Consider the following 17,711-nt stretch of genomic DNA (forward strand, 5'->3'; position numbering starts at 1 on the left):
TACCCCGCGGGGGCCCGGGGGTGTGAAACCCCCGGCGCCGCCCGCGCCACGAGGAGCCGCCCATGTTCCAGAAGATCCTGATCGCCAATCGCGGCGAGATCGCCTGCCGCGTCATCGACACCGCCCGCCGCCTGGGCGTCCGCACCGTCGCGGTCTGGTCCGAGGCCGACCGCGCCGCCCGCCATGTCGCCATGGCCGACGAGGCGGTTCCGATCGGCGGCCCGGCGCCCCGGGACAGCTACCTGCGCGGCGATGCCATCATCCGGGCGGCGCTCGACACCGGCGCCCAGGCCATCCATCCCGGTTACGGCTTTCTCAGCGAGAACCCGGATTTCGTCGATGCGGTCACCGCCGCCGGCCTGATCTTCATCGGCCCCTCGGCCGACGCCATCCGCAAGATGGGCCTCAAGGATGCCGCCAAGGCGCTGATGGCGCGCGCCGGCGTGCCGGTGGTCCCCGGCTATCACGGCAAGAACCAGGATGCCGACCACCTGCAGGCCCAGGCCGACGGGATCGGCTATCCGGTGCTCATCAAGGCGGTGGCCGGCGGCGGCGGCAAGGGCATGCGGCTGGTCGAGCGCGCCCAGGATTTCCCCGCCGCGCTGCAATCCGCCCAGGGCGAGGCCGCCACCGCCTTCGGCAATCCCGCGGTGCTGATCGAGAAATACATCCAGCAGCCCCGCCATATCGAGGTGCAGGTCTTTGGCGACGGCAGCCGCGCCGTCCATCTGTTCGAGCGCGACTGCTCGCTGCAACGCCGCCACCAGAAGGTGATCGAGGAGGCTCCCGCCCCCGGCATGACCGCCGAAATGCGCGCCGCCATGGGCGCCGCCGCCGTCCGCGCCGCCGAGGCCATCGGCTATGCCGGCGCCGGCACCATCGAATTCATCGTCGACGGCAGCCAGGGCCTGCGTCCCGACGGTTTCTGGTTCATGGAGATGAACACCCGCCTTCAGGTCGAACACCCGGTGACCGAGGCGATCACCGGCGTCGATCTGGTCGAATGGCAACTGCGCGTCGCCAGCGGCGAGCCCTTGCCGGCCCGGCAGGAAGACCTGACCATCACCGGCCACGCCTTCGAGGCCCGGCTCTATGCCGAGGACGTGCCCGCGGGCTTCCTGCCCGCCACCGGCCGGCTCGCGCATCTGCGTTTTCCCGACCATGCCCGGATCGAGACCGGCGTCCGGCCCGGCGACAGCATCAGCCCGTGGTATGACCCGATGATCGCCAAGATCGTCACCCATGGCGCCACCCGCGCCATCGCCCTGCGGGCGCTGGAATCGGCGCTGGTCGATACCGAGGTGGCGGGCTCGGTCACCAATGTCGATTTCCTGATCGCCCTGACCCGGCACGAGGGTTTCGGCCGCGGCGAGGTCGATACCGGCCTGATCGCCCGCGACCTGCAGGCGCTGGTCGCCGCCGCCGAGCCCGACCCGCGGGCGAAGGCGCTGGCGGTCCTCGGCCTTGCCGGGCTCGACGATCCCCGGATCCGCGGCGGCATCACCCTCTGGCAGCCCCTGCGCCGCACCATCTCCTGGGAGGGCGGCGAGGCCGTGCTGGAGGTCACCGGCCCCGGCGCCGCCCGCGTGACGCTGGATGGTCGAACGCATATCATCGGCTACGAGGGCGGACGCTGGTGGGTCGACGGCAGCCCGCGCCGTTCGCGCATCATCAATCACGCGGCGGGCACCAGCGTCTTCGGCGGCCGCTCGCTGACGCTGACCCCCCTCGACCCGCTCGACCGCGGCGGCGACGAGGCCGGCGGTGGGCTGACGCTTTCGCCGATGCCGGGCCTGGTCAAGGCGGTCTTCGTCGGCGCCGGACAGCAGGTCGCGGCCGGCGACCGGCTGGCGATCCTGGAAGCCATGAAGATGGAACACACCCTGACCGCCGCCCGCGACGGCACCGTGGCCGAGGTGCTGGCCGCGCCCGGCGACCAGGTCGAGGCCGGCGCGGCCCTGATCCGGCTGGAGGAGGAGGATGGCTGAGCTGACGCTCTGGCATGTGCCGCTGTCGCGCTCGATGCGCATCCTGTGGCTGCTCGAGGAGATCGGCTGCGATTACGACCTGCGGCTGATGGACCTTGCGGACGGTTCGACGCGCCGGCCACCCTATGACGCGATCCACCCGGTCGGCCGGGTGCCGGCGCTGCGCGACGGCGACACCACGCTGCACGAATCCGGCGCCATGACCGAATGGCTGTGCGAGACCCGCGCCCGGCAGCTTTGGCGCGCGCCGGGCACGCCCGGGCGGTCGGGCTGGCTCGACTGGCTGCATTTCGGCGAGACGCTGGGCCAGCATCTCGCCAACCTGACCCAGCAGCATGTCTTCCTGCGCGAAGACAGCCAGCGCTCGCCCGTGCTGATGCGGCTCGAGGCGGCGCGGCTGTCGCGGGCGCTGCGTCTGGTCGAGGCTTGCGTCGCGGATGCGGACTGGCTGCTCGGCGAGTTTTCCGGCGTCGATTGCCAGGTCGGCTATTCGGTCTGGATCGCCTCGCGCTTCGTCAGCTTCGCCGACCGCCCGGCGCTGGCCGCCTATCGCGACCGCTGCGCCGCGCGCCCGGCCTTCCAGCGCAGCCTGCCGGCCGAAGGCACGGCGGTCATCTATGCCCGCGACTTCTACGAGGTGCCCGAATGACCCGCGTCGAGATCTTCGAAATGGGCCCGCGCGACGGGTTGCAGAACGAAAAGCGGCTGATCCCCGCCGCCGAAAAGATCGCGCTGGTCGACCTCTTGTCGCAGGCCGGGTTCCGGCGCATCGAGGTCACCAGCTTCGTCTCGCCGAAATGGGTGCCGCAGATGGCCGACGCCGCCGAGGTCATGGCCGGCATTCGCCGCGCCCCCGGCGTCAGCTATGCCGTGCTGACCCCGAACATGAAGGGCTACGAGGCGGCAAAGGCGGCCCGCGCCTCGGAGGTGGCGATCTTCGCCTCGGCCTCGGAAGGGTTTTCGCGCGCGAACCTGAACGCCAGCATCGCCGAAAGCCTCGAGCGGCTGGCGCCGGTGGCCGAGGCCGCGCGCGCCGACGGCATCCCGGTCAGGGGCTATGTCTCGGTGGTGACCGACTGCCCCTTCGACGGGCCGACGCCGCCGTCCGCCGTCGCCCGCGTCGCGGCGGCGCTGCGCGACATGGGCTGCTACGAGATCAGCCTGGGCGATACCATCGGCCAGGGCCGGCCCGAGACCATCGACGCCATGCTGGCGGCGGTGCTGGACGAGCTGCCGCCCGAGCGGCTGGCCGGCCATTACCACGACACCGCCGGCCGCGCGCTGGCCAATATCGACGCGAGCCTGGCGCGCGGGTTGCGGGTCTTCGACGCCGCCGTGGGTGGCCTTGGCGGCTGCCCCTATGCCCCGGGCGCGGCCGGCAATGTCGCGACGGAAGCCGTCGCCGCGCATCTGGCGGCGGCCGGCCATGACACGGGCCTGGACATGGGCGTGATCGCCCGCGCCGCCGCCATGGCCCGCAGCCTGAGAGGAGAGCCGTGATGCAGACCATCCGCATCGAGACCGACCCGCGCGGCGTCGCGCATCTGTGGCTGGCGCGCGCCGACAAGCACAATGCGCTGTCGGCGCAGATGATCCGCGAACTGACCGAGGCCGCCGGGCGGTTGGGCGCCGATCCTGCCGTCCGGGTCGTGGTGCTGGCGGCCGAGGGCAAGAGCTTCTGCGCCGGCGGCGACCTCGGCTGGATGCAGGATCAGATGCGCACCGATGCCGAGAGCCGCCGCGCCGGCGCCCGCGAACTGGCGATGATGCTGAATGCGCTGAACACGTTGCCCAAGCCCCTGATCGGTCGGGTGCAGGGCAATGCCTTCGGCGGCGGCGTCGGCATGATCGCGGTCTGCGACGTGGTGATCGCCGTGCCCGAAGCCCGCTTCGGCCTGACCGAGACCCGGCTCGGCCTGATCCCCGCCACCATCGGCCCTTATGTGCTGGCCCGCATGGGCGAGGACCGCGCGCGCCGGGTCTTCATGTCGGCCCGGCTGTTCGGCGCCGATGAGGCGGTGCGGCTGAACCTGCTGGCCGGCCAGGCCGATGCCGACGCGCTGGATGCCGCCGTCGAGGCCGAGGTCGCGCCCTATCTTTCCTGCGCCCCCGGCGCCGTGGCGGCGGCCAAGCGCCTGGCCCGCCGGCTTGGCCCCGCCATCGGCCCGGCCGAGATCGAGGCCAGCATCGACGCCCTGGTCGCGGTCTGGGAAGGCGACGAGGCGCCCGAAGGCATCGCCGCCTTCTTCGAGAAGCGCAAGCCGCGCTGGCAGCAGGACTAAGCCGCACGCCTGTCCGTTCCATCGATGCCCCGCCGCGCGACCGGCAAGGCGCCTGCGATGCGGTTGTCTTGGACAGGCGGCGGTACTGGCTTGGCAACCTTGCAGTTTGGGTATTTATGCAACAGAGAAGGCCGGTCCGGCCCGCGCAGGCGCGACATTTGCGCGCAGCGCATGGCCGCATTTCGGTGGTGGCGCGTGACGGGTGGTCAAGGAATCTGTTATCGCCAACATGATTCCCGAAAACCCGCCAAACATGTCCCGGAAGGTGCCGCCATGCCGCCGCCGCCTCATCTGAAACTTGCGATTCTTGCCCTTGGTCTGGGCGCCTTTGCCATCGGCACCTCGGAATTCGCCGCCATGGGGCTTCTGCCCTGGTATGCCAGCGATCTGGGCATCACCGAGCCGCAGGCCGGCCATGTCGTCAGCGCCTATGCGCTTGGCGTGGTGGTCGGCGCGCCGATCACCTCGATCCTGGGCGCGCGGCTGCCGCGCCGGCGCTATCTGGCGGCGCTGATCGCGGCCTATGGGGTGATGAACCTGCTGGCGGCGGTGTTGCCGGGCTATGGCACCCTGGTCGGCACGCGCTTCCTGGCCGGGCTGCCGCATGGCGGTTTTCTGGGCGTGGCGATGCTGTTCGCCGCAGACGCCCTGCCGCGCGAGCAGCGCGCCAAGGGGGTGACGCAGGTGCTGCTGGGCCTGACCATCGCCAATATCGCCGGGGTTCCGCTGGCCGGGATGCTGGGGCAGGGGCTGGGTTGGCGCTGGGGCTTCGCGCTGCCCGGCGTGCTGGCGCTGCTGGCCGGCTGGCTGATCCTGCGCCTGGCGCCGCGGGTCGGCGCGCCCAGGGACGCCCGGCCGCTCGACGAGTTGAAGGCGCTGGGAAACCCGGCGGTGGTGCTGATCCTGCTGGTCGGGGCCATCGGCTTTGGCGGGCTGTTCGCGGTCTATTCCTTCCTGTCCGCCGCCATGCTGGCGACCACCCAGCCGCCGGCCTGGGCGGTGCCGGCGATGCTGTCGGCCTTTGGCATCGGCGGCACCGCGGGCGGGGTCATGGCCGCACGGCTGACCATCCGCTACGGCACCTGGGGGGCGGCGTTCTGGCTGATGGTGCTGATGGCGCTGGCCCAGGGCTTTGCCTCATATGCGGTGGGCGATTGGGGACTGATGCTGGTCTCGTCTTTCGTGCTGGGCCTGGGCTCGGGCATGGTGGTGCCGCTCCAGACCCGGCTGATGGACGTGGCGGGCCAGGCGCAGAGCATGGCGGCGGCAATGAACCATGCCGCTTTCAATGCCGCCAATGCGCTGGGGCCCTGGCTCGCGGGACTGGCGCTGGCGGCTGGCTGGGGCTGGCGGTCCTCGGGGCTGGTCGCGGTGGCGCTGTCAGTCGCGGGGATGCTGGCCCTGGCCCTCGCCTGGTATCAGGCCCGCCAGCCCGGGGGCGCTGTGCAGGATGACCCGGCGCGAGTGTGAGGCGAATTCCCGCCGCCACGAGATGAAGAGCACATAGCTGGTGGCCAGGAACAGGCCCAGCGGCCCGGCCAGCCAGCCAAGCGCCCCCAGTGCGAAATAGACGCAGCGCAGGCCCGAGTTGAAGCTGCGCGCCGCGGTGATGTTGATCTCGGCCGCCTGCATGGCCGAGGGCAGGGCACGCGGATCCTCGGGATCGTCGGGGACCGAGGCCATCATGATCGCGCAATAGCCGAACAGCCGGTGCGACCAGACGAAGCGCAAGAGCGCATTGGCCACGAAGAACAGCACCACGACGATCTTGATCTCCCATTTCAGCGCCGGGACGTGGCCGAGATCGAACTGCCGCGCCACGCCGGCCAGCTGGTCGGTATTGCCGATCAGCGCCAGCCCGCCGCCCACCGCGATCAGACAGGCCGAGGCGAAAAAGGCCGTGCCCTCGCGCAGGGTGGTCAGGATGTTGCCGTCGAAGATGCGCGGGTCGCGGGTGACGAAATGCCGCATCCATTCCCGGCGGTAGTCCTTCATCAGCACCGAGACCGAGGGACGGTCCTTCGGCGGGTGCTCGGTGATCCAGCCAATGCCCAGCCAGGCAAGGAAAAGCCAGGCTATGGCGGCAAGGTCCGCCAGGGTGAAGGGACCGGGAAGGGATGCGCTGATGTCCATGCCCCGGTTCTATCGCCGCCGGCGACCTGTTGCCAGTCCGTTGCGGCATCCCTACCTTGGGCCTGTAACGAGCAACCCGGAGGGAACCATGGCCGCACCGCATGCCATTCACGAGGAATTTCCGAACGATGCCGGGCGCATCCACGAATTGAAGGTCTCGGACGCGCGTTTCGCGCGGCTGCTGGAAGATTATGACGCGATCAACGACCAGGTCTTCGGCGCAGAGAGCCGCCATACCCCGATGTCGGACGAGGCCGAGACCGAGCTGCGCAGGAAGCGCGCCGCGCTGAAGGACGAGATTGCCCGCCTGCTGGCGGGCGCGCGCGGCTGAGGCGGAAGCCGGCCTACCGGCCGCCCGGCGTCAGCCGGGGTAGGGACAGGCAGGAGAACGGCGGGGCGTGCGGCTTGCAGTCGCTGCGTCCCGCCATACCGCCGCCGGACGGCCGCAGGGCTTGAAACCCGCAACCCGCATTCCCACCTCAACGCTGTCGGACGGCCCCTGGGGCGCCGACGGACCTGCCCGCCCGAACCGGGGGGCAAGCCTTTGTATCGCTTGATGAAAGGATGCGAAAAATGCGCAACTTCGATCTGACCCCGCTTTATCGTGCCTCGGTCGGTTTCGACCGGATGGCAGATGTCATGGACCGTGCCCTGTCCGCCGATATCGCAAGCTACCCTCCCTATAATATCGAGAAGACCGGCGAGAACGCCTATCGCATCTCGATCGCCGTTGCCGGCTTTGCCGCCGACGATCTGACCGTCGAGGTCAAGGACGGCGCCGTCATCGTCTCGGGCAGGAAGGCCACCGAGGACGAGGGCCGCAGCTATCTGCATCGCGGCATCGCCACCCGCGCCTTCGAGCGCCGCTTCACGCTGGCCGATCATGTCCGCGTCGATGGCGCCAGCCACGAGGACGGCATGCTGAACATCGACCTGGTGCGCGAGATCCCCGAGGCGCTGAAGCCGCGCCGCATCGAGATCGCGAAACCGGCGAAGGCGGTGGGGAAACTGGACGCCTGAGCTTCGGTGGAGGACGCGGGGCGCTGCCCCCGCACCCCGGGGTATTTGGAAAACGGAGAAAGCCAGGGGCGCCGGTTGCAGCGCCCCTTTTGCCATGCGCGCCGCCGGTCCGTTTCCAGCCTCTTTCTCCGTTTCAAAAATACCCCGGGGTCCGGGGCGGAGCCCCGGCGCGGCGCCCGCCGCTAGAGCTTGCGGCGGGCGCGCAGCGCCGCGGCGATGGTGCCATCGTCGAGATAGTCAAGCTCGCCGCCGATCGGCACGCCCTGCGCCAGGCCGGTCACGGCGACGCCGGTCGGGACAAGCGCCTCGGCGATGTAATGCGCGGTGGTCTGCCCCTCGATCGTCGCCGAGAGGGCGAGGATGACCTCGGTGACGTGCTCCTCGGCGATGCGGGCGATCAGCTGCGGGATGCGCAGATCCTCGGGGCCGATCTCGTCCAGCGCCGAAAGGCTACCGCCCAGCACGTGATAGCGGCCGTGGAAGGCGCGGCCGCGTTCCAGCGCCCAGAGGTCGGCGACCTCGGTCACCACGCAGATCTCGCCGGTGGCGCGGGCCGGATCCTCGCAGATCGGGCAGATGTCGGACTGGGTGATGTTGCCGCAGACCAGGCATTCGCGGGCACTTTCCGCCACGCTGGCCATCAGCGCCGCCAGCTGCGCCATCTGCCCGGCGCGGCGGCGGATCAGCTGCAGCACGATGCGCCGCGCCGAGCGCGGCCCCAGCCCCGGCAGCCGCGCCATGGTGGCGATCAGCGTCTCGATCTCGTCGCCGGAGGCGGAGGACATCGCCTAGAAGGGCATCTTCATGTCGGCCGGCAGGCCGAGCTCGCGGGTCAGGCGGGCCATTTCCTCGGCCGCCTTGTCCTGGGCGCGGCGCTGCGCGTCCTTGATCGCCGCCAGGATCAGATCCTCGACCACTTCCTTGTCCTCGGCCTTGAAGATCGAGGGGTCGATATCGAGCGCCGTCAACTCGCCCTTGGCCGTCGCGGTGGCCTTGACCAGCCCGGCACCGGCCTCGCCGGTGACGGTCAGGCGGTTCAGCCCTTCCTGCATCTCGGCCATCTTGCCCTGCATCTGCTGGGCGGCTTCCATCATCTTCGACAGGTCCATGTCGCCAAGGCCCTTGAACATCGCCTAATCCTCGTCCTCGAAAGGGTCCCATTCCTCGACCTCGGCCACCGGGCCTTCGGTCAGCTCATGCGGGGATGTATCCTCGCCCGCCGGTTTTTCAACCGCGACCGGCGTCGGCACCGGCCGGATCTGCGTGATCTTCGCGCCGGGGAAAGCGGCGAAGATCGCCTGCACGGTCGGGTTCTGCATGGCGCGGGCACGGGCCGCGGCCTCGCGCGCCGCGCGCCGTTCGCTGACCGTCGGCTGACCGGGATCCGCGGTCACGGTCACCGCCCAGCGATGGCCGCCGGTCCAGCCGCGCAGCCGTTCCGCCAGCCGCTGGGCGAAGTCGCGCGGCGCGTTCTCGGTCGGCTGGAACTCGATCCGGCCCGGCGAATAGCGCACCAGCCGCAGGTGATCCTCGACATCCAGCAGCAGCTTCATGTCGCGCATGCGCCGGATCAGTTCCAGCACCGATTCGAAATCGGGGAAACCATCCAGCGCATCGGGCGAGACCGCGATGGCCGCCGCGCTGCCATCCTGCCGGACGGCGACGGGGGCACGAGGGGCGGCCGCACGCGGTGCCTCGCTGCGCGCGGCGGGCGGCGCGGCGGCGCGGCTGAACTCGCCCGCCGCGGCGCTGGCCTGAACCTTGCGGATCAGCGCCTCGGGGTCGGGCAGGTCCGCGACATGGGTCAGGCGGATGATCGCCATCTCGGCGGCCATCATCGCGTTCGGGGCGTTCCCCACCTCCTCGAGCGCCTTGAGCAGCATCTGCCACAGCCGGGTCAGCGCCCGCATCGGCACCTTTTCCGCGATCTGCTGGCCGCGGGCGCGCTCATCGGGGCCGATGGTGGGATCCTCCAGCGCCTCGGGGGTGATCTTCACGATCGAGACCCAATGCGTGATCTCGGCCAGGTCGCGCAGCACCGCCATCGGGTCGGCGCCGTCGGCATATTGCGCCTGCAGCTCGGCCAGCGCCTCGGCCGCGGCGCCGCGCAGGATCATGTCGAACAGATCCAGCACCCGGCCGCGATCGGCCAGCCCCAGCATGGCGCGGACCTGCGCCGCCGTCGTCTCGCCGGCGCCATGGCTGATCGCCTGGTCCAGAAGGCTGGTCGCATCGCGGGCCGAGCCTTCGGCGGCGCGGGTGATCAGCGCCAGCGCGTCGTCGGAGATCTCGGCGCCTTCGGCCGAGGCGATGCGGCGCAGCAGGGCGATCATCACCTCGGGTTCGATCCGGCGCAGGTCGAAGCGCTGGCAGCGCGACAGCACCGTCACCGGCACCTTGCGGATCTCGGTGGTGGCAAAGATGAACTTCACATGCGGCGGCGGTTCCTCCAGCGTCTTCAGAAGCGCGTTGAAGGCGCTGGTCGAGAGCATGTGGACTTCGTCGATGATATAGATCTTGTAACGCGCCGAGGCGGCGCGATAGTGAACCGATTCAATGATTTCCCGGATGTCGTTCACACCGGTTCGAGAGGCGGCGTCCATCTCCATCACGTCGACATGCCGACCTTCGGAGATCGCCACGCAATGCTCGCAGACCCCGCAGGGCTCGGTCGTCGGGCCGCCCTGACCGTCGGGGCCGGTGCAGTTCAACCCCTTGGCGATGATGCGCGCGGTGGTGGTCTTGCCGGTGCCGCGAATGCCGGTCATCACGAAAGCCTGGGCGATGCGGTCGGCGGCGAAGGCGTTCTTCAGCGTCCGCACCATCGCGTCCTGGCCGACCAGATCGGCAAAGGTCTCGGGGCGGTATTTCCGCGCCAGCACTTGATAGGTCTGTTCTTCGCTCATGCACCGGCCTTTCGTGACCGGCGCAGATTAGCGGCCCGGCCCCGGGGCGGCAACCGCCCTCAGGCCGGTTGCCAGTCGAAGGCCAACTCCTCGCGGAAGGCGAAGCGGGCGATATGGCTGTCGACGATGTGGCGCATATGCGCGGTGATCGCCTCGGGCGCCTCCAGCCGGATCTCCAGCGCATCGGGCGTGGCCGCCAGCGTGACCGTTCGGTCCTCGGGCATGGCGATGCGGCCGTGACACGGGTCGAATTCGACCTCGAACTTGTGCGCCCAATGCTTGCAAAGCTGTTGCAGGTACCGGCTGCCATTCGCGGTCGTCACGCGGCAGGTCGAAAGGATGACGGTCTGGGACATGATCTTTCCTGTCTTGCGGGTCCGGCTGGCGGCGGCTGGCGGACATGGAAGGGGTCACGAAACGGTGAACGGGCTCGGCCCGGACCCGGTGCCCCATATAACCCGGACGGGGCGGCGTTCAATCCCGCTGGCCTCATCGCTCCTTGGCCCGCCGCCTCTGGCGCAGGACGCGCAGCCGGCCGGCCATCCCCGGCTTTGCCATCGCCGCATGCAAGCGCGGGCCGCGGGGCATCCGGTCCGGCGGCAATCAAAGAGCGATGAGCGCCCCGCGGCCTGCTGATCTTCGCCGTCGCCCGTCCTGCGCACCCGCAGGATTGTCCACGGCAAGGCATATCGCCATGCTGACGGCGGCGCGGCGCTCCTTCGCTGTTTCGCCGTTTCGAAAATACCCCGGGGGAGGCCCGCAGGGCCGGGGGCGGCGCCCCCCCTTCGGCCCGCATCCGTCCCCCGTTGACCCGAAGCCTGGCGCGGCATATCTGCCCCCACATGGCACGCGCACCGCTTCTGCAACTCACCGATATCACCCTGACCTTTGGCGGCAATCCCGTCTTCGACGGGCTGGACCTGACCGTCCAGCAAGGCGACCGGCTGGCGCTGGTCGGCCGCAACGGCTCGGGCAAATCCACGCTCATGAAGGTCATGGCCGGGCTGGTCGAGCCCGATGCCGGCCAGGTCATCACCCCCGCCGGCACCCGCGTCGGCTATATGGAGCAGGATCCCGACCTCTCGACCCATGCCACGCTGGGCGATTTCGCCCGCGCCGGCCTTGGCGATGCCGAGGGCTACCGGGTCGAGATGGCGGCCGAGGGGCTGAAATTCGACCCCGACCGCCCGGTGGCCACCGCCTCGGGCGGCGAGCGGCGGCGGGCGGCGCTGGCCCGGCTGCTGGCCGAGGCGCCAGAGCTCATGCTGCTGGACGAGCCGACCAACCACCTCGACATCGAGGCCATCGGCTGGCTCGAGGAGCAGCTTGCCGCGACCAGGGCGGGGTTCGTGCTGATCTCGCACGACCGGGCCTTCCTGCGGGCGCTGACCCGCGCGACGCTGTGGATCGACCGCGGCGAGGTGCGCAGGCAGGACCGCGGCTTCGAGCATTTCGAGGATTGGCGCGAAACCGTCTGGACCGCCGAGGACGAGGCGCGCCACAAGCTCGACCGCAAGATCAAGGCCGAGGCCCGCTGGGCGGTCGAGGGCATTTCCGCGCGCAGGAAGCGCAACCAGGGCCGGGTCCGCGCGCTGGCGGCGCTGCGCGAGGAACGCGCCGGCCAGATCCGCCGCCAGGGCACCGCGGCGATGGAACTGGACGCCGGGCCGCAATCCGGCAAACGGGTGATCGACGCCAAGGGCATCTCGAAATCCTTCGGCGAGCGGGCGATCCTGAAACCTTTCGACCTGCGGGTGCTGCGCGGCGACCGCGTGGCCTTCGTCGGCCCGAACGGCGTCGGCAAGACCACGCTGATCAAGATGCTGACCGGCGAGATCGCCCCCGATACCGGCGAGGTCAGGCACGGCACCAACCTGGAGATCGCGGTCTTCGACCAGGCGCGCTCGGCCATAGACGAGACGGCGACGCTGTGGGATGCGCTGGCGGCCGACCCGTCGATGCGGGTCTCGGGTCGGTCGGATCAGGTCATGGTGCGCGGCAATCCGCGTCATGTCGTGGCCTATCTCAAGGATTTCCTGTTCGACGAGGCGCAGGCAAGGGCGCCGGTCGGCAGCCTGTCGGGCGGGGAAAAGGCCCGGCTGCTGCTGGCGCGGATCATGGCCAGAACCTCGAACCTGCTGGTGCTGGACGAACCGACCAACGATCTGGACGTGGAAACGCTGGACCTCTTGCAGGACATCCTGGGCGATTACGACGGCACCGTGCTGCTGGTCAGCCACGACCGCGACTTCATCGACCGCGTGGCCACCACCACGGTGGCGATGGAGGGCGACGGCCACGCCACGATCTATCCCGGCGGCTGGTCGGACTATCGCGCGCAGCGGCCCGAAGACGCCCCGCTGACCGACGCGCCGAAGCCCGCCGCCGCGCCAAGGCCCCAGGCGAAGGTTGCGGCCGAACGCCCGGGGCTGAGCTTCACCGAGCGGAAGCGGCTGGAGGCGTTGCCCGCGATCATCGAGCGGCTGGAGGCCGAGATCGGCAAGCTGACCGAATTCCTTGCCCAGCCCGACCTGTTCCAGACCGCCCCGGCGAAATTCGCCAAGGCAAGCGGCGGCCTGGCCGAGCGCCAGCAGGCGCTGGCCGCGGCCGAGGAGGAATGGCTGGATCTGGCGGAAAAGGATCAGGCCTAGGCGCGGTCCGCGTGGTCCGCGCGGCGCCTTCCTGCGACGTCCTGTCTCTCGACAGGGCCGGAAAGGCATGGTCCCCTGGCCGAAAGCCATGCGAGGCCCAAGGATGAACCCACCCGCCCAGTTGCCCCTTGTCTATTCCTGCTCCGGCTGTTCCAGCGCCGCGCAGATGGCCAATTACCTGGCCGTGCAGATGGATCGCCGCGGGCTGGCCCAGATGTCCTGCATCGCCGGAGTGGGCGGCGACGTGCCGAAATTGGTGCGCCTCGCCACTTCGGGCCGCCGCATCATCGCCATCGACGGCTGCGCACTGGCCTGCGTGCGCAACTGCCTGGCCCGCCATGGCGTGCAGGCCTCGGACTACCACCTGCTGTCGGACCACGGCGTGCGCAAACGCTACCAGACCGATTTCGACACTGACGAGGCCGAGCGGGTATTGTCCGAACTGGCCGAAAGGCTGGACGCGCCGGCCCGTTCACAAGTGACCGCCTGACCGGGCCGGGCAGGATCAGGCCGGGCCCGGCCCGGCCTTTCCGGATGCGTGGGCATCCAGCCGCCGGTGCAACTCGCGCATCTCATGGCGCAGATGGACGATCTGCGCCTCGGACAGGCCCGAGGCGGCGGCGACGCAGCGGGTGATTTCGCCGGCGTCGATCTGGACGGCGCGGCCCTTTTCGGTCAGCGTCACGATGACCCGCCGCTCATCCGCCGTGTCGCGGACGCGGTCCAGAAACCCCATCCCCTGCAGCCGCTTCAACATCGGCGTCAGCGTGTTGGTTTCCAGCGACAGCCGTTCGCCCAACTGGCCGATGGGCACGCCATCCTCGGACCACAGCGCCAGCATGACCAGGAATTGCGGATAGGTCAGGCCCAGCCTGTCCAGAAGCGGACGATAGATGCGGCCGAAGGCCAAGCTTGCCGCATAGGTGGCAAAGCAGAGCATGTCGTCGAGCGTGGGTCTTGCAGGATCACTCATGCCCGGAAATTATATCGCCCGCGATAGGATCGCAAGGCTTGACAACCGGCCCCGGAATTTATACCGCACGCGATGCAATCGCTCGCGACTTTTATAGGACCAATGGTGACCAGTAGCGCGCGAGCGATTGCGCTTCCCGGTCCGAACGCCCCCTCACGCACCTTTCCCCGCTGCCCAAGGACACCGGCCGGGCTTCTTTCTTGCCATGATGCTTGAAAAAGGCCGCCCCTTTCGGGACGGCCCAATCTTCGCGACAGGCGCGGCTGATTACATCATGCCGCCCATGCCGCCCATGTCGGGCATGCCGCCGGCCGGAGCTTTCGGCTCGGGCTTTTCGGCGATCATCGCTTCGGTGGTGATCAGCAGACCGGCGACCGAGGCGGCGTCTTCCAGCGCGGTGCGCACGACTTTCGCCGGGTCGATCACGCCGAACTTGAACATGTCGCCATATTCTTCGGTCTGGGCGTTGAAGCCGAAGGCCTTGTCCGACGATTCGCGGACCTTGCCGGCCACGACAGCGCCGTCAACGCCAGCGTTCTCGGCGATCTGGCGCATCGGAGCTTCCAGCGCGCGGCGGACGATGGCGATGCCGGCGTCCTGATCCGAGTTCGCGCCGGTCAGGCCTTCCAGAGCCTTGCCGCCCTGAACCAGGGCCACGCCGCCACCGACGACAACGCCTTCCTGAACGGCCGCACGGGTCGCGTTCAGTGCATCGTCAACGCGATCCTTGCGCTCTTTGACTTCGATTTCGGTCATGCCGCCGACGCGGATGACGGCAACGCCACCGGCCAGTTTGGCGACGCGTTCCTGCAGCTTCTCGCGGTCGTAGTCCGAGGTGGTTTCCTCGATCTGCTGGCGGATCTGGGCGACGCGGGCTTCGATCTCGGCTTTCTCACCAGCACCGTCGACGATGGTGGTGTTGTCCTTGTTGATCGAGACTTTCTTCGCCCGGCCGAGCATGTCGATGGTGACGTTTTCCAGCTTCATGCCCAGGTCTTCCGAGATGACCTGACCGCCGGTCAGGATCGCGATGTCCTGCAGCATGGCCTTGCGGCGATCGCCGAAGCCCGGAGCCTTGACGGCAGCGATCTTCAGGCCGCCGCGCAGCTTGTTGACGACCAGCGTGGCCAGAGCCTCGCCTTCGACGTCTTCGGCGACGATGATCAGCGGCTTTTGCGACTGGATCACGGCTTCCAGCAGCGGCACCATCGGCTGCAGCGACGAGAGCTTCTTCTCGTGCAGCAGGATGTAGGCGTCTTCCAGCTCGGCAATCATCTTGTCGGCATTGGTGACGAAATAGGGCGACAGGTAGCCGCGGTCGAACTGCATGCCTTCGACGACTTCGACTTCGGTCTCCATGCCCTTGTTTTCTTCGACGGTGATCACACCTTCGTTGCCGACGCGCTGCATGGCTTCGGCGATCTGCTGGCCGATGAAGGCTTCGCCGTTGGCCGAGATGGTGCCGACCTGGGCGACTTCGGCGCTGTCATTGACCGGACGCGACGCCAGTTTGATGGCTTCGACCACTTTGGTGGTGGCCAGATCGATGCCGCGCTTCAGGTCCATCGGGTTCAGGCCGGCCGCAACCGACTTCAGGCCTTCCTTGATGATGGCCTGGGCCAGCACGGTGGCGGTGGTGGTGCCGTCGCCGGCCTCGTCATTGGTGCGCGAAGCGACTTCGCGGACCATCTGGGCGCCCATGTTCTCGAACTTGTCGGCCAGTTCGATCTCTTTGGCGACCGAGACGCCGTCCTTGGTGATGCGCGGCGCGCCGAAGGACTTGTCGATCACCACGTTGCGGCCTTTCGGGCCCAGCGTCACCTTGACCGCATCGGCCAGGATGTTCACGCCCTTCAGCATGCGGTCGCGGGCGTCGCTGTTGAACTTGACTTCTTTCGCAGCCATTTGCTCTGCTCCTTGAATGGGTTATCGGAAGGGGACGATCAGGCGATGATGCCCAGGATGTCGCTTTCCTTCATGATCAGCAGCTCTTCGCCGTCGACGGTGACTTCGGTGCCCGACCACTTGCCGAACAGCACGCGATCGCCGGCCTTGACCGCGGGCGCGATCAGTTCGCCCGAATCCTTGCGCGCGCCTTCGCCAACGGCGATGATCTCGCCCTCGGCGGGTTTTTCCTTGGCGCTATCGGGGATGATCAGGCCGCCCTTGGTTTTCTCGTCCGACTGGACGCGACGGACCAGAACGCGGTCGTGCAGCGGTTTGAAAGCCATGTGAACACTCCGGTGTTACAGGTTGTTATGCATTGTTGGCACTCTGTCATGGTGAGTGCCAATGTCGCCCATCTAGGCGCGGCCTCCGAACCTGTCAACGGGCATGGCCAAGAAAAAACCGCGCGAAATCCGCTTGACGGGGTTTCTGCACCGCGGCTACGCCGGTTCAAGGCAAGCGGCGGGGGATAGCATCTTGGACAGGCGGCTCAGAGTTCTGGTGATCGCCGAGGCGGCGAACCCGGAATGGGTCTCGGTGCCGCTGGTCGGCTGGGCGCTGGCCCATGCGCTGCGCACCGTCGCCGACGTGCATATCGTCACCCAGGTCCGCAACCGCGAGGCGATCCTGCGCGCCGGCCTGGTCGAGGGGCGCGACTTCACCGCCATCGACAGCGAAAAGCTGGCCGCACCGATGTGGCGGCTGGCCGAGCGGCTCAGCATGGGCAAGGGCGTCGGCTGGACCATGAAGACCGCGATCTCGACCCTAGGCTACGGCTATTTCGAGCGGCTGGTCTGGCGCGCCTTCGGCGACCAGATCCGCGCCGGAAAATACGACCTGGTGCATCGGGTGACGCCGCTGACCCCCACCGCCAACAGCCGCATGGCGCCGCTTTGCGCCCGCGCCGGGGTGCCCTTCCTGCTGGGACCGTTGAATGGCGGCGTCCCCTGGCCCAAAGGGTTCGACAGCGAAAGGCGGCGGGAGAAGGAATGGCTCTCCTATATCCGCGGCGCCTACAAGGCGCTGCCGGGCAGGGGGGCGATGCTGCGTCACGCCACGGCGATCATCTGCGGCTCGATGCACACGCTGGGCGAGATCCCGGCGCGGTACCGCGACAAGACCGTCTGGCTGCCCGAGAACGCCATCGACCCGTCGCGCTTCAGCCTGACCGCGCCGCAACCCGGCACCCTGCCGTTGCGCGGCTGCTTCATCGGCCGGCTGGTGCCTTACAAGGGCGCCGACATGGCGATCGAGGCGGCGCTGCCGCTGCTGCGCGCCGGGCAGATGACGCTCGACATCATCGGCGACGGGCCGCAGGGCGACGGCCTGCGCGAGATGGTGGCGCGCGAGGGCCTGGGGCAGGCGGTGACTTTTCACGGCTGGCTGCCGCACGAGCAGGTGCAGGGCGTTGCGGCGCGGACGCAGCTGCTGGTCTTTCCCTCGGTGCGGGAATTCGGCGGCGGCGTGGTGCTGGAGGCCATGGCGCTTGGCGTGGTGCCGGTGGTCGCGGATTATGCCGGGCCGGGCGAGCTGGTGGACGATGCCACCGGCTTCCGCATCCCGATGGGCAGCCGCGCCGAGCTGGTGGCGGGGCTGCGCGAGCGGCTGCAGGCCATCGCGGCCGCGCCCGAAGCCTTGCCCGCCATGGCCGCGGCGGCGCAGGCGCGGGTCATGCGCGATTTCACCTGGCCTGCCAAGGCCGCGCAGGTCGAGCGGATCTGGCGGGCCGTGCTGGCCGGGGCGCCGCCGCCCCAGGACCTGCGGCTGCCGCGCTAGGCTGGCACCGCGCCGGCGCCCGTGCCATGCTGGGC

At 69.1% G+C, this 17,711-nt stretch carries 18 protein-coding genes; 10 read left to right on the top strand and 8 right to left on the bottom strand.

Annotated elements, in window-relative coordinates:
- Positions 1–62: 62 nt before the first annotated feature.
- From ACFOMP_RS16205 to ACFOMP_RS16225, 5 genes are all read left to right on the top strand, one after another.
- Positions 63–1,988 (top strand): ATP-binding protein, encoded by a 1,926-nt coding sequence (locus ACFOMP_RS16205; protein WP_379032398.1) that lies wholly within the window; start codon positions 63–65, stop codon positions 1,986–1,988.
- Entirely contained in the window at positions 1,981–2,637 is a 657-nt protein-coding gene (locus tag ACFOMP_RS16210; protein WP_379032401.1) for a glutathione S-transferase family protein, read from the top strand. Before ACFOMP_RS16205 ends, ACFOMP_RS16210 begins: the two co-directional genes overlap by 8 nt.
- Complete coding sequence (locus ACFOMP_RS16215; RefSeq protein WP_379032404.1) at positions 2,634–3,488, top strand: hydroxymethylglutaryl-CoA lyase; 855 nt, start codon at positions 2,634–2,636, stop codon at positions 3,486–3,488. The genes ACFOMP_RS16210 and ACFOMP_RS16215 overlap by 4 nt, the downstream gene beginning before the upstream one ends.
- On the top strand, positions 3,488–4,270 hold the full coding sequence (locus ACFOMP_RS16220; protein ID WP_379032407.1) for a crotonase/enoyl-CoA hydratase family protein: 783 nt from the start codon (positions 3,488–3,490) through the stop codon (positions 4,268–4,270). Before ACFOMP_RS16215 ends, ACFOMP_RS16220 begins: the two co-directional genes overlap by 1 nt.
- A gap of 273 nt (positions 4,271–4,543) precedes the next feature.
- Positions 4,544–5,740, top strand: a complete 1,197-nt coding sequence (locus ACFOMP_RS16225; protein ID WP_379032410.1) for an MFS transporter — start codon at positions 4,544–4,546, stop codon at positions 5,738–5,740.
- Here the strand turns inward: ACFOMP_RS16225 and ACFOMP_RS16230 are convergent.
- A complete protein-coding gene (locus ACFOMP_RS16230; protein WP_019352722.1) occupies positions 5,651–6,403 on the bottom strand; it encodes a DUF599 domain-containing protein in 753 nt (250 codons plus the stop codon). The two genes, ACFOMP_RS16225 and ACFOMP_RS16230, sit on opposite strands and share 90 nt — an antisense overlap.
- An 88-nt stretch (positions 6,404–6,491) precedes the next feature.
- On the opposite strand from ACFOMP_RS16230, the gene ACFOMP_RS16235 reads away from it, so the two are divergent.
- Positions 6,492–6,734, top strand: coding sequence for a YdcH family protein (locus tag ACFOMP_RS16235; protein ID WP_289893642.1), 243 nt, complete (start codon positions 6,492–6,494; stop codon positions 6,732–6,734).
- Between the two features lie 242 nt (positions 6,735–6,976).
- Positions 6,977–7,423 carry an Hsp20 family protein gene (locus ACFOMP_RS16240; RefSeq protein ID WP_379032414.1) on the top strand — a complete coding sequence of 149 codons (447 nt, stop codon included), beginning with the start codon at positions 6,977–6,979 and terminating at the stop codon, positions 7,421–7,423.
- Between the two features lie 182 nt (positions 7,424–7,605).
- Here the strand turns inward: ACFOMP_RS16240 and recR are convergent, their stop codons facing one another.
- The 4 genes from recR to ACFOMP_RS16260 are packed head-to-tail and all read right to left on the bottom strand — an operon-like array spanning position 7,606 to position 10,685.
- The gene (gene recR / locus ACFOMP_RS16245) at positions 7,606–8,208 is read right to left on the bottom strand and encodes a recombination mediator RecR (protein ID WP_379032417.1); all 603 of its coding nucleotides are present in this window, start codon (positions 8,206–8,208) and stop codon (positions 7,606–7,608) included.
- Between the two features lie 3 nt (positions 8,209–8,211).
- Positions 8,212–8,553 carry a YbaB/EbfC family nucleoid-associated protein gene (locus tag ACFOMP_RS16250; protein WP_289893639.1) on the bottom strand — a complete coding sequence of 114 codons (342 nt, stop codon included), beginning with the start codon at positions 8,551–8,553 and terminating at the stop codon, positions 8,212–8,214.
- A 3-nt stretch (positions 8,554–8,556) separates the two neighbouring features.
- Entirely contained in the window at positions 8,557–10,329 is a 1,773-nt protein-coding gene (locus ACFOMP_RS16255) for a DNA polymerase III subunit gamma/tau (protein ID WP_379032420.1), read from the bottom strand.
- 59 nt (positions 10,330–10,388) lie between these two features.
- Entirely contained in the window at positions 10,389–10,685 is a 297-nt protein-coding gene (locus tag ACFOMP_RS16260) for a DUF2218 domain-containing protein (RefSeq protein ID WP_379032423.1), read from the bottom strand.
- A gap of 486 nt (positions 10,686–11,171) precedes the next feature.
- On the opposite strand from ACFOMP_RS16260, the gene ACFOMP_RS16265 reads away from it, so the two are divergent.
- Both ACFOMP_RS16265 and ACFOMP_RS16270 read left to right on the top strand, forming a co-directional pair.
- A complete protein-coding gene (locus tag ACFOMP_RS16265; RefSeq protein WP_379032426.1) occupies positions 11,172–12,980 on the top strand; it encodes an ABC-F family ATP-binding cassette domain-containing protein in 1,809 nt (602 codons plus the stop codon).
- Positions 12,981–13,083: 103 nt separating this feature from the next.
- Positions 13,084–13,470: a putative zinc-binding protein gene (locus tag ACFOMP_RS16270; protein ID WP_379032429.1), complete on the top strand. Its 387-nt coding sequence runs from the start codon at positions 13,084–13,086 to the stop codon at positions 13,468–13,470.
- 15 nt (positions 13,471–13,485) lie between these two features.
- Here the strand turns inward: ACFOMP_RS16270 and ACFOMP_RS16275 are convergent, their stop codons facing one another.
- The 3 genes from ACFOMP_RS16275 to groES all read right to left on the bottom strand — a co-directional run bounded on the left by ACFOMP_RS16275 (position 13,486) and on the right by groES (position 16,184).
- Positions 13,486–13,953: a MarR family winged helix-turn-helix transcriptional regulator gene (locus ACFOMP_RS16275; RefSeq protein WP_379032432.1), complete on the bottom strand. Its 468-nt coding sequence runs from the start codon at positions 13,951–13,953 to the stop codon at positions 13,486–13,488.
- Positions 13,954–14,220: 267 nt separating this feature from the next.
- Positions 14,221–15,858 (bottom strand): chaperonin GroEL, encoded by a 1,638-nt coding sequence (gene groL, locus ACFOMP_RS16280; protein ID WP_289893634.1) that lies wholly within the window; start codon positions 15,856–15,858, stop codon positions 14,221–14,223.
- Positions 15,859–15,896: 38 nt separating this feature from the next.
- On the bottom strand, positions 15,897–16,184 hold the full coding sequence (gene groES / locus ACFOMP_RS16285) for a co-chaperone GroES (protein WP_019353022.1): 288 nt from the start codon (positions 16,182–16,184) through the stop codon (positions 15,897–15,899).
- Positions 16,185–16,374: 190 nt separating this feature from the next.
- Here groES and ACFOMP_RS16290 point away from each other — a divergent pair, with 190 nt between their 5' ends.
- Positions 16,375–17,676, top strand: coding sequence for a glycosyltransferase (locus ACFOMP_RS16290; RefSeq protein WP_379032522.1), 1,302 nt, complete (start codon positions 16,375–16,377; stop codon positions 17,674–17,676).
- Positions 17,677–17,711: the final 35 nt, after the last annotated feature.

It is taken from the genome of Paracoccus simplex (genome assembly GCF_042648325.1).
GTDB classification, from domain to species: Bacteria; Pseudomonadota; Alphaproteobacteria; order Rhodobacterales; family Rhodobacteraceae; genus Paracoccus; species Paracoccus simplex.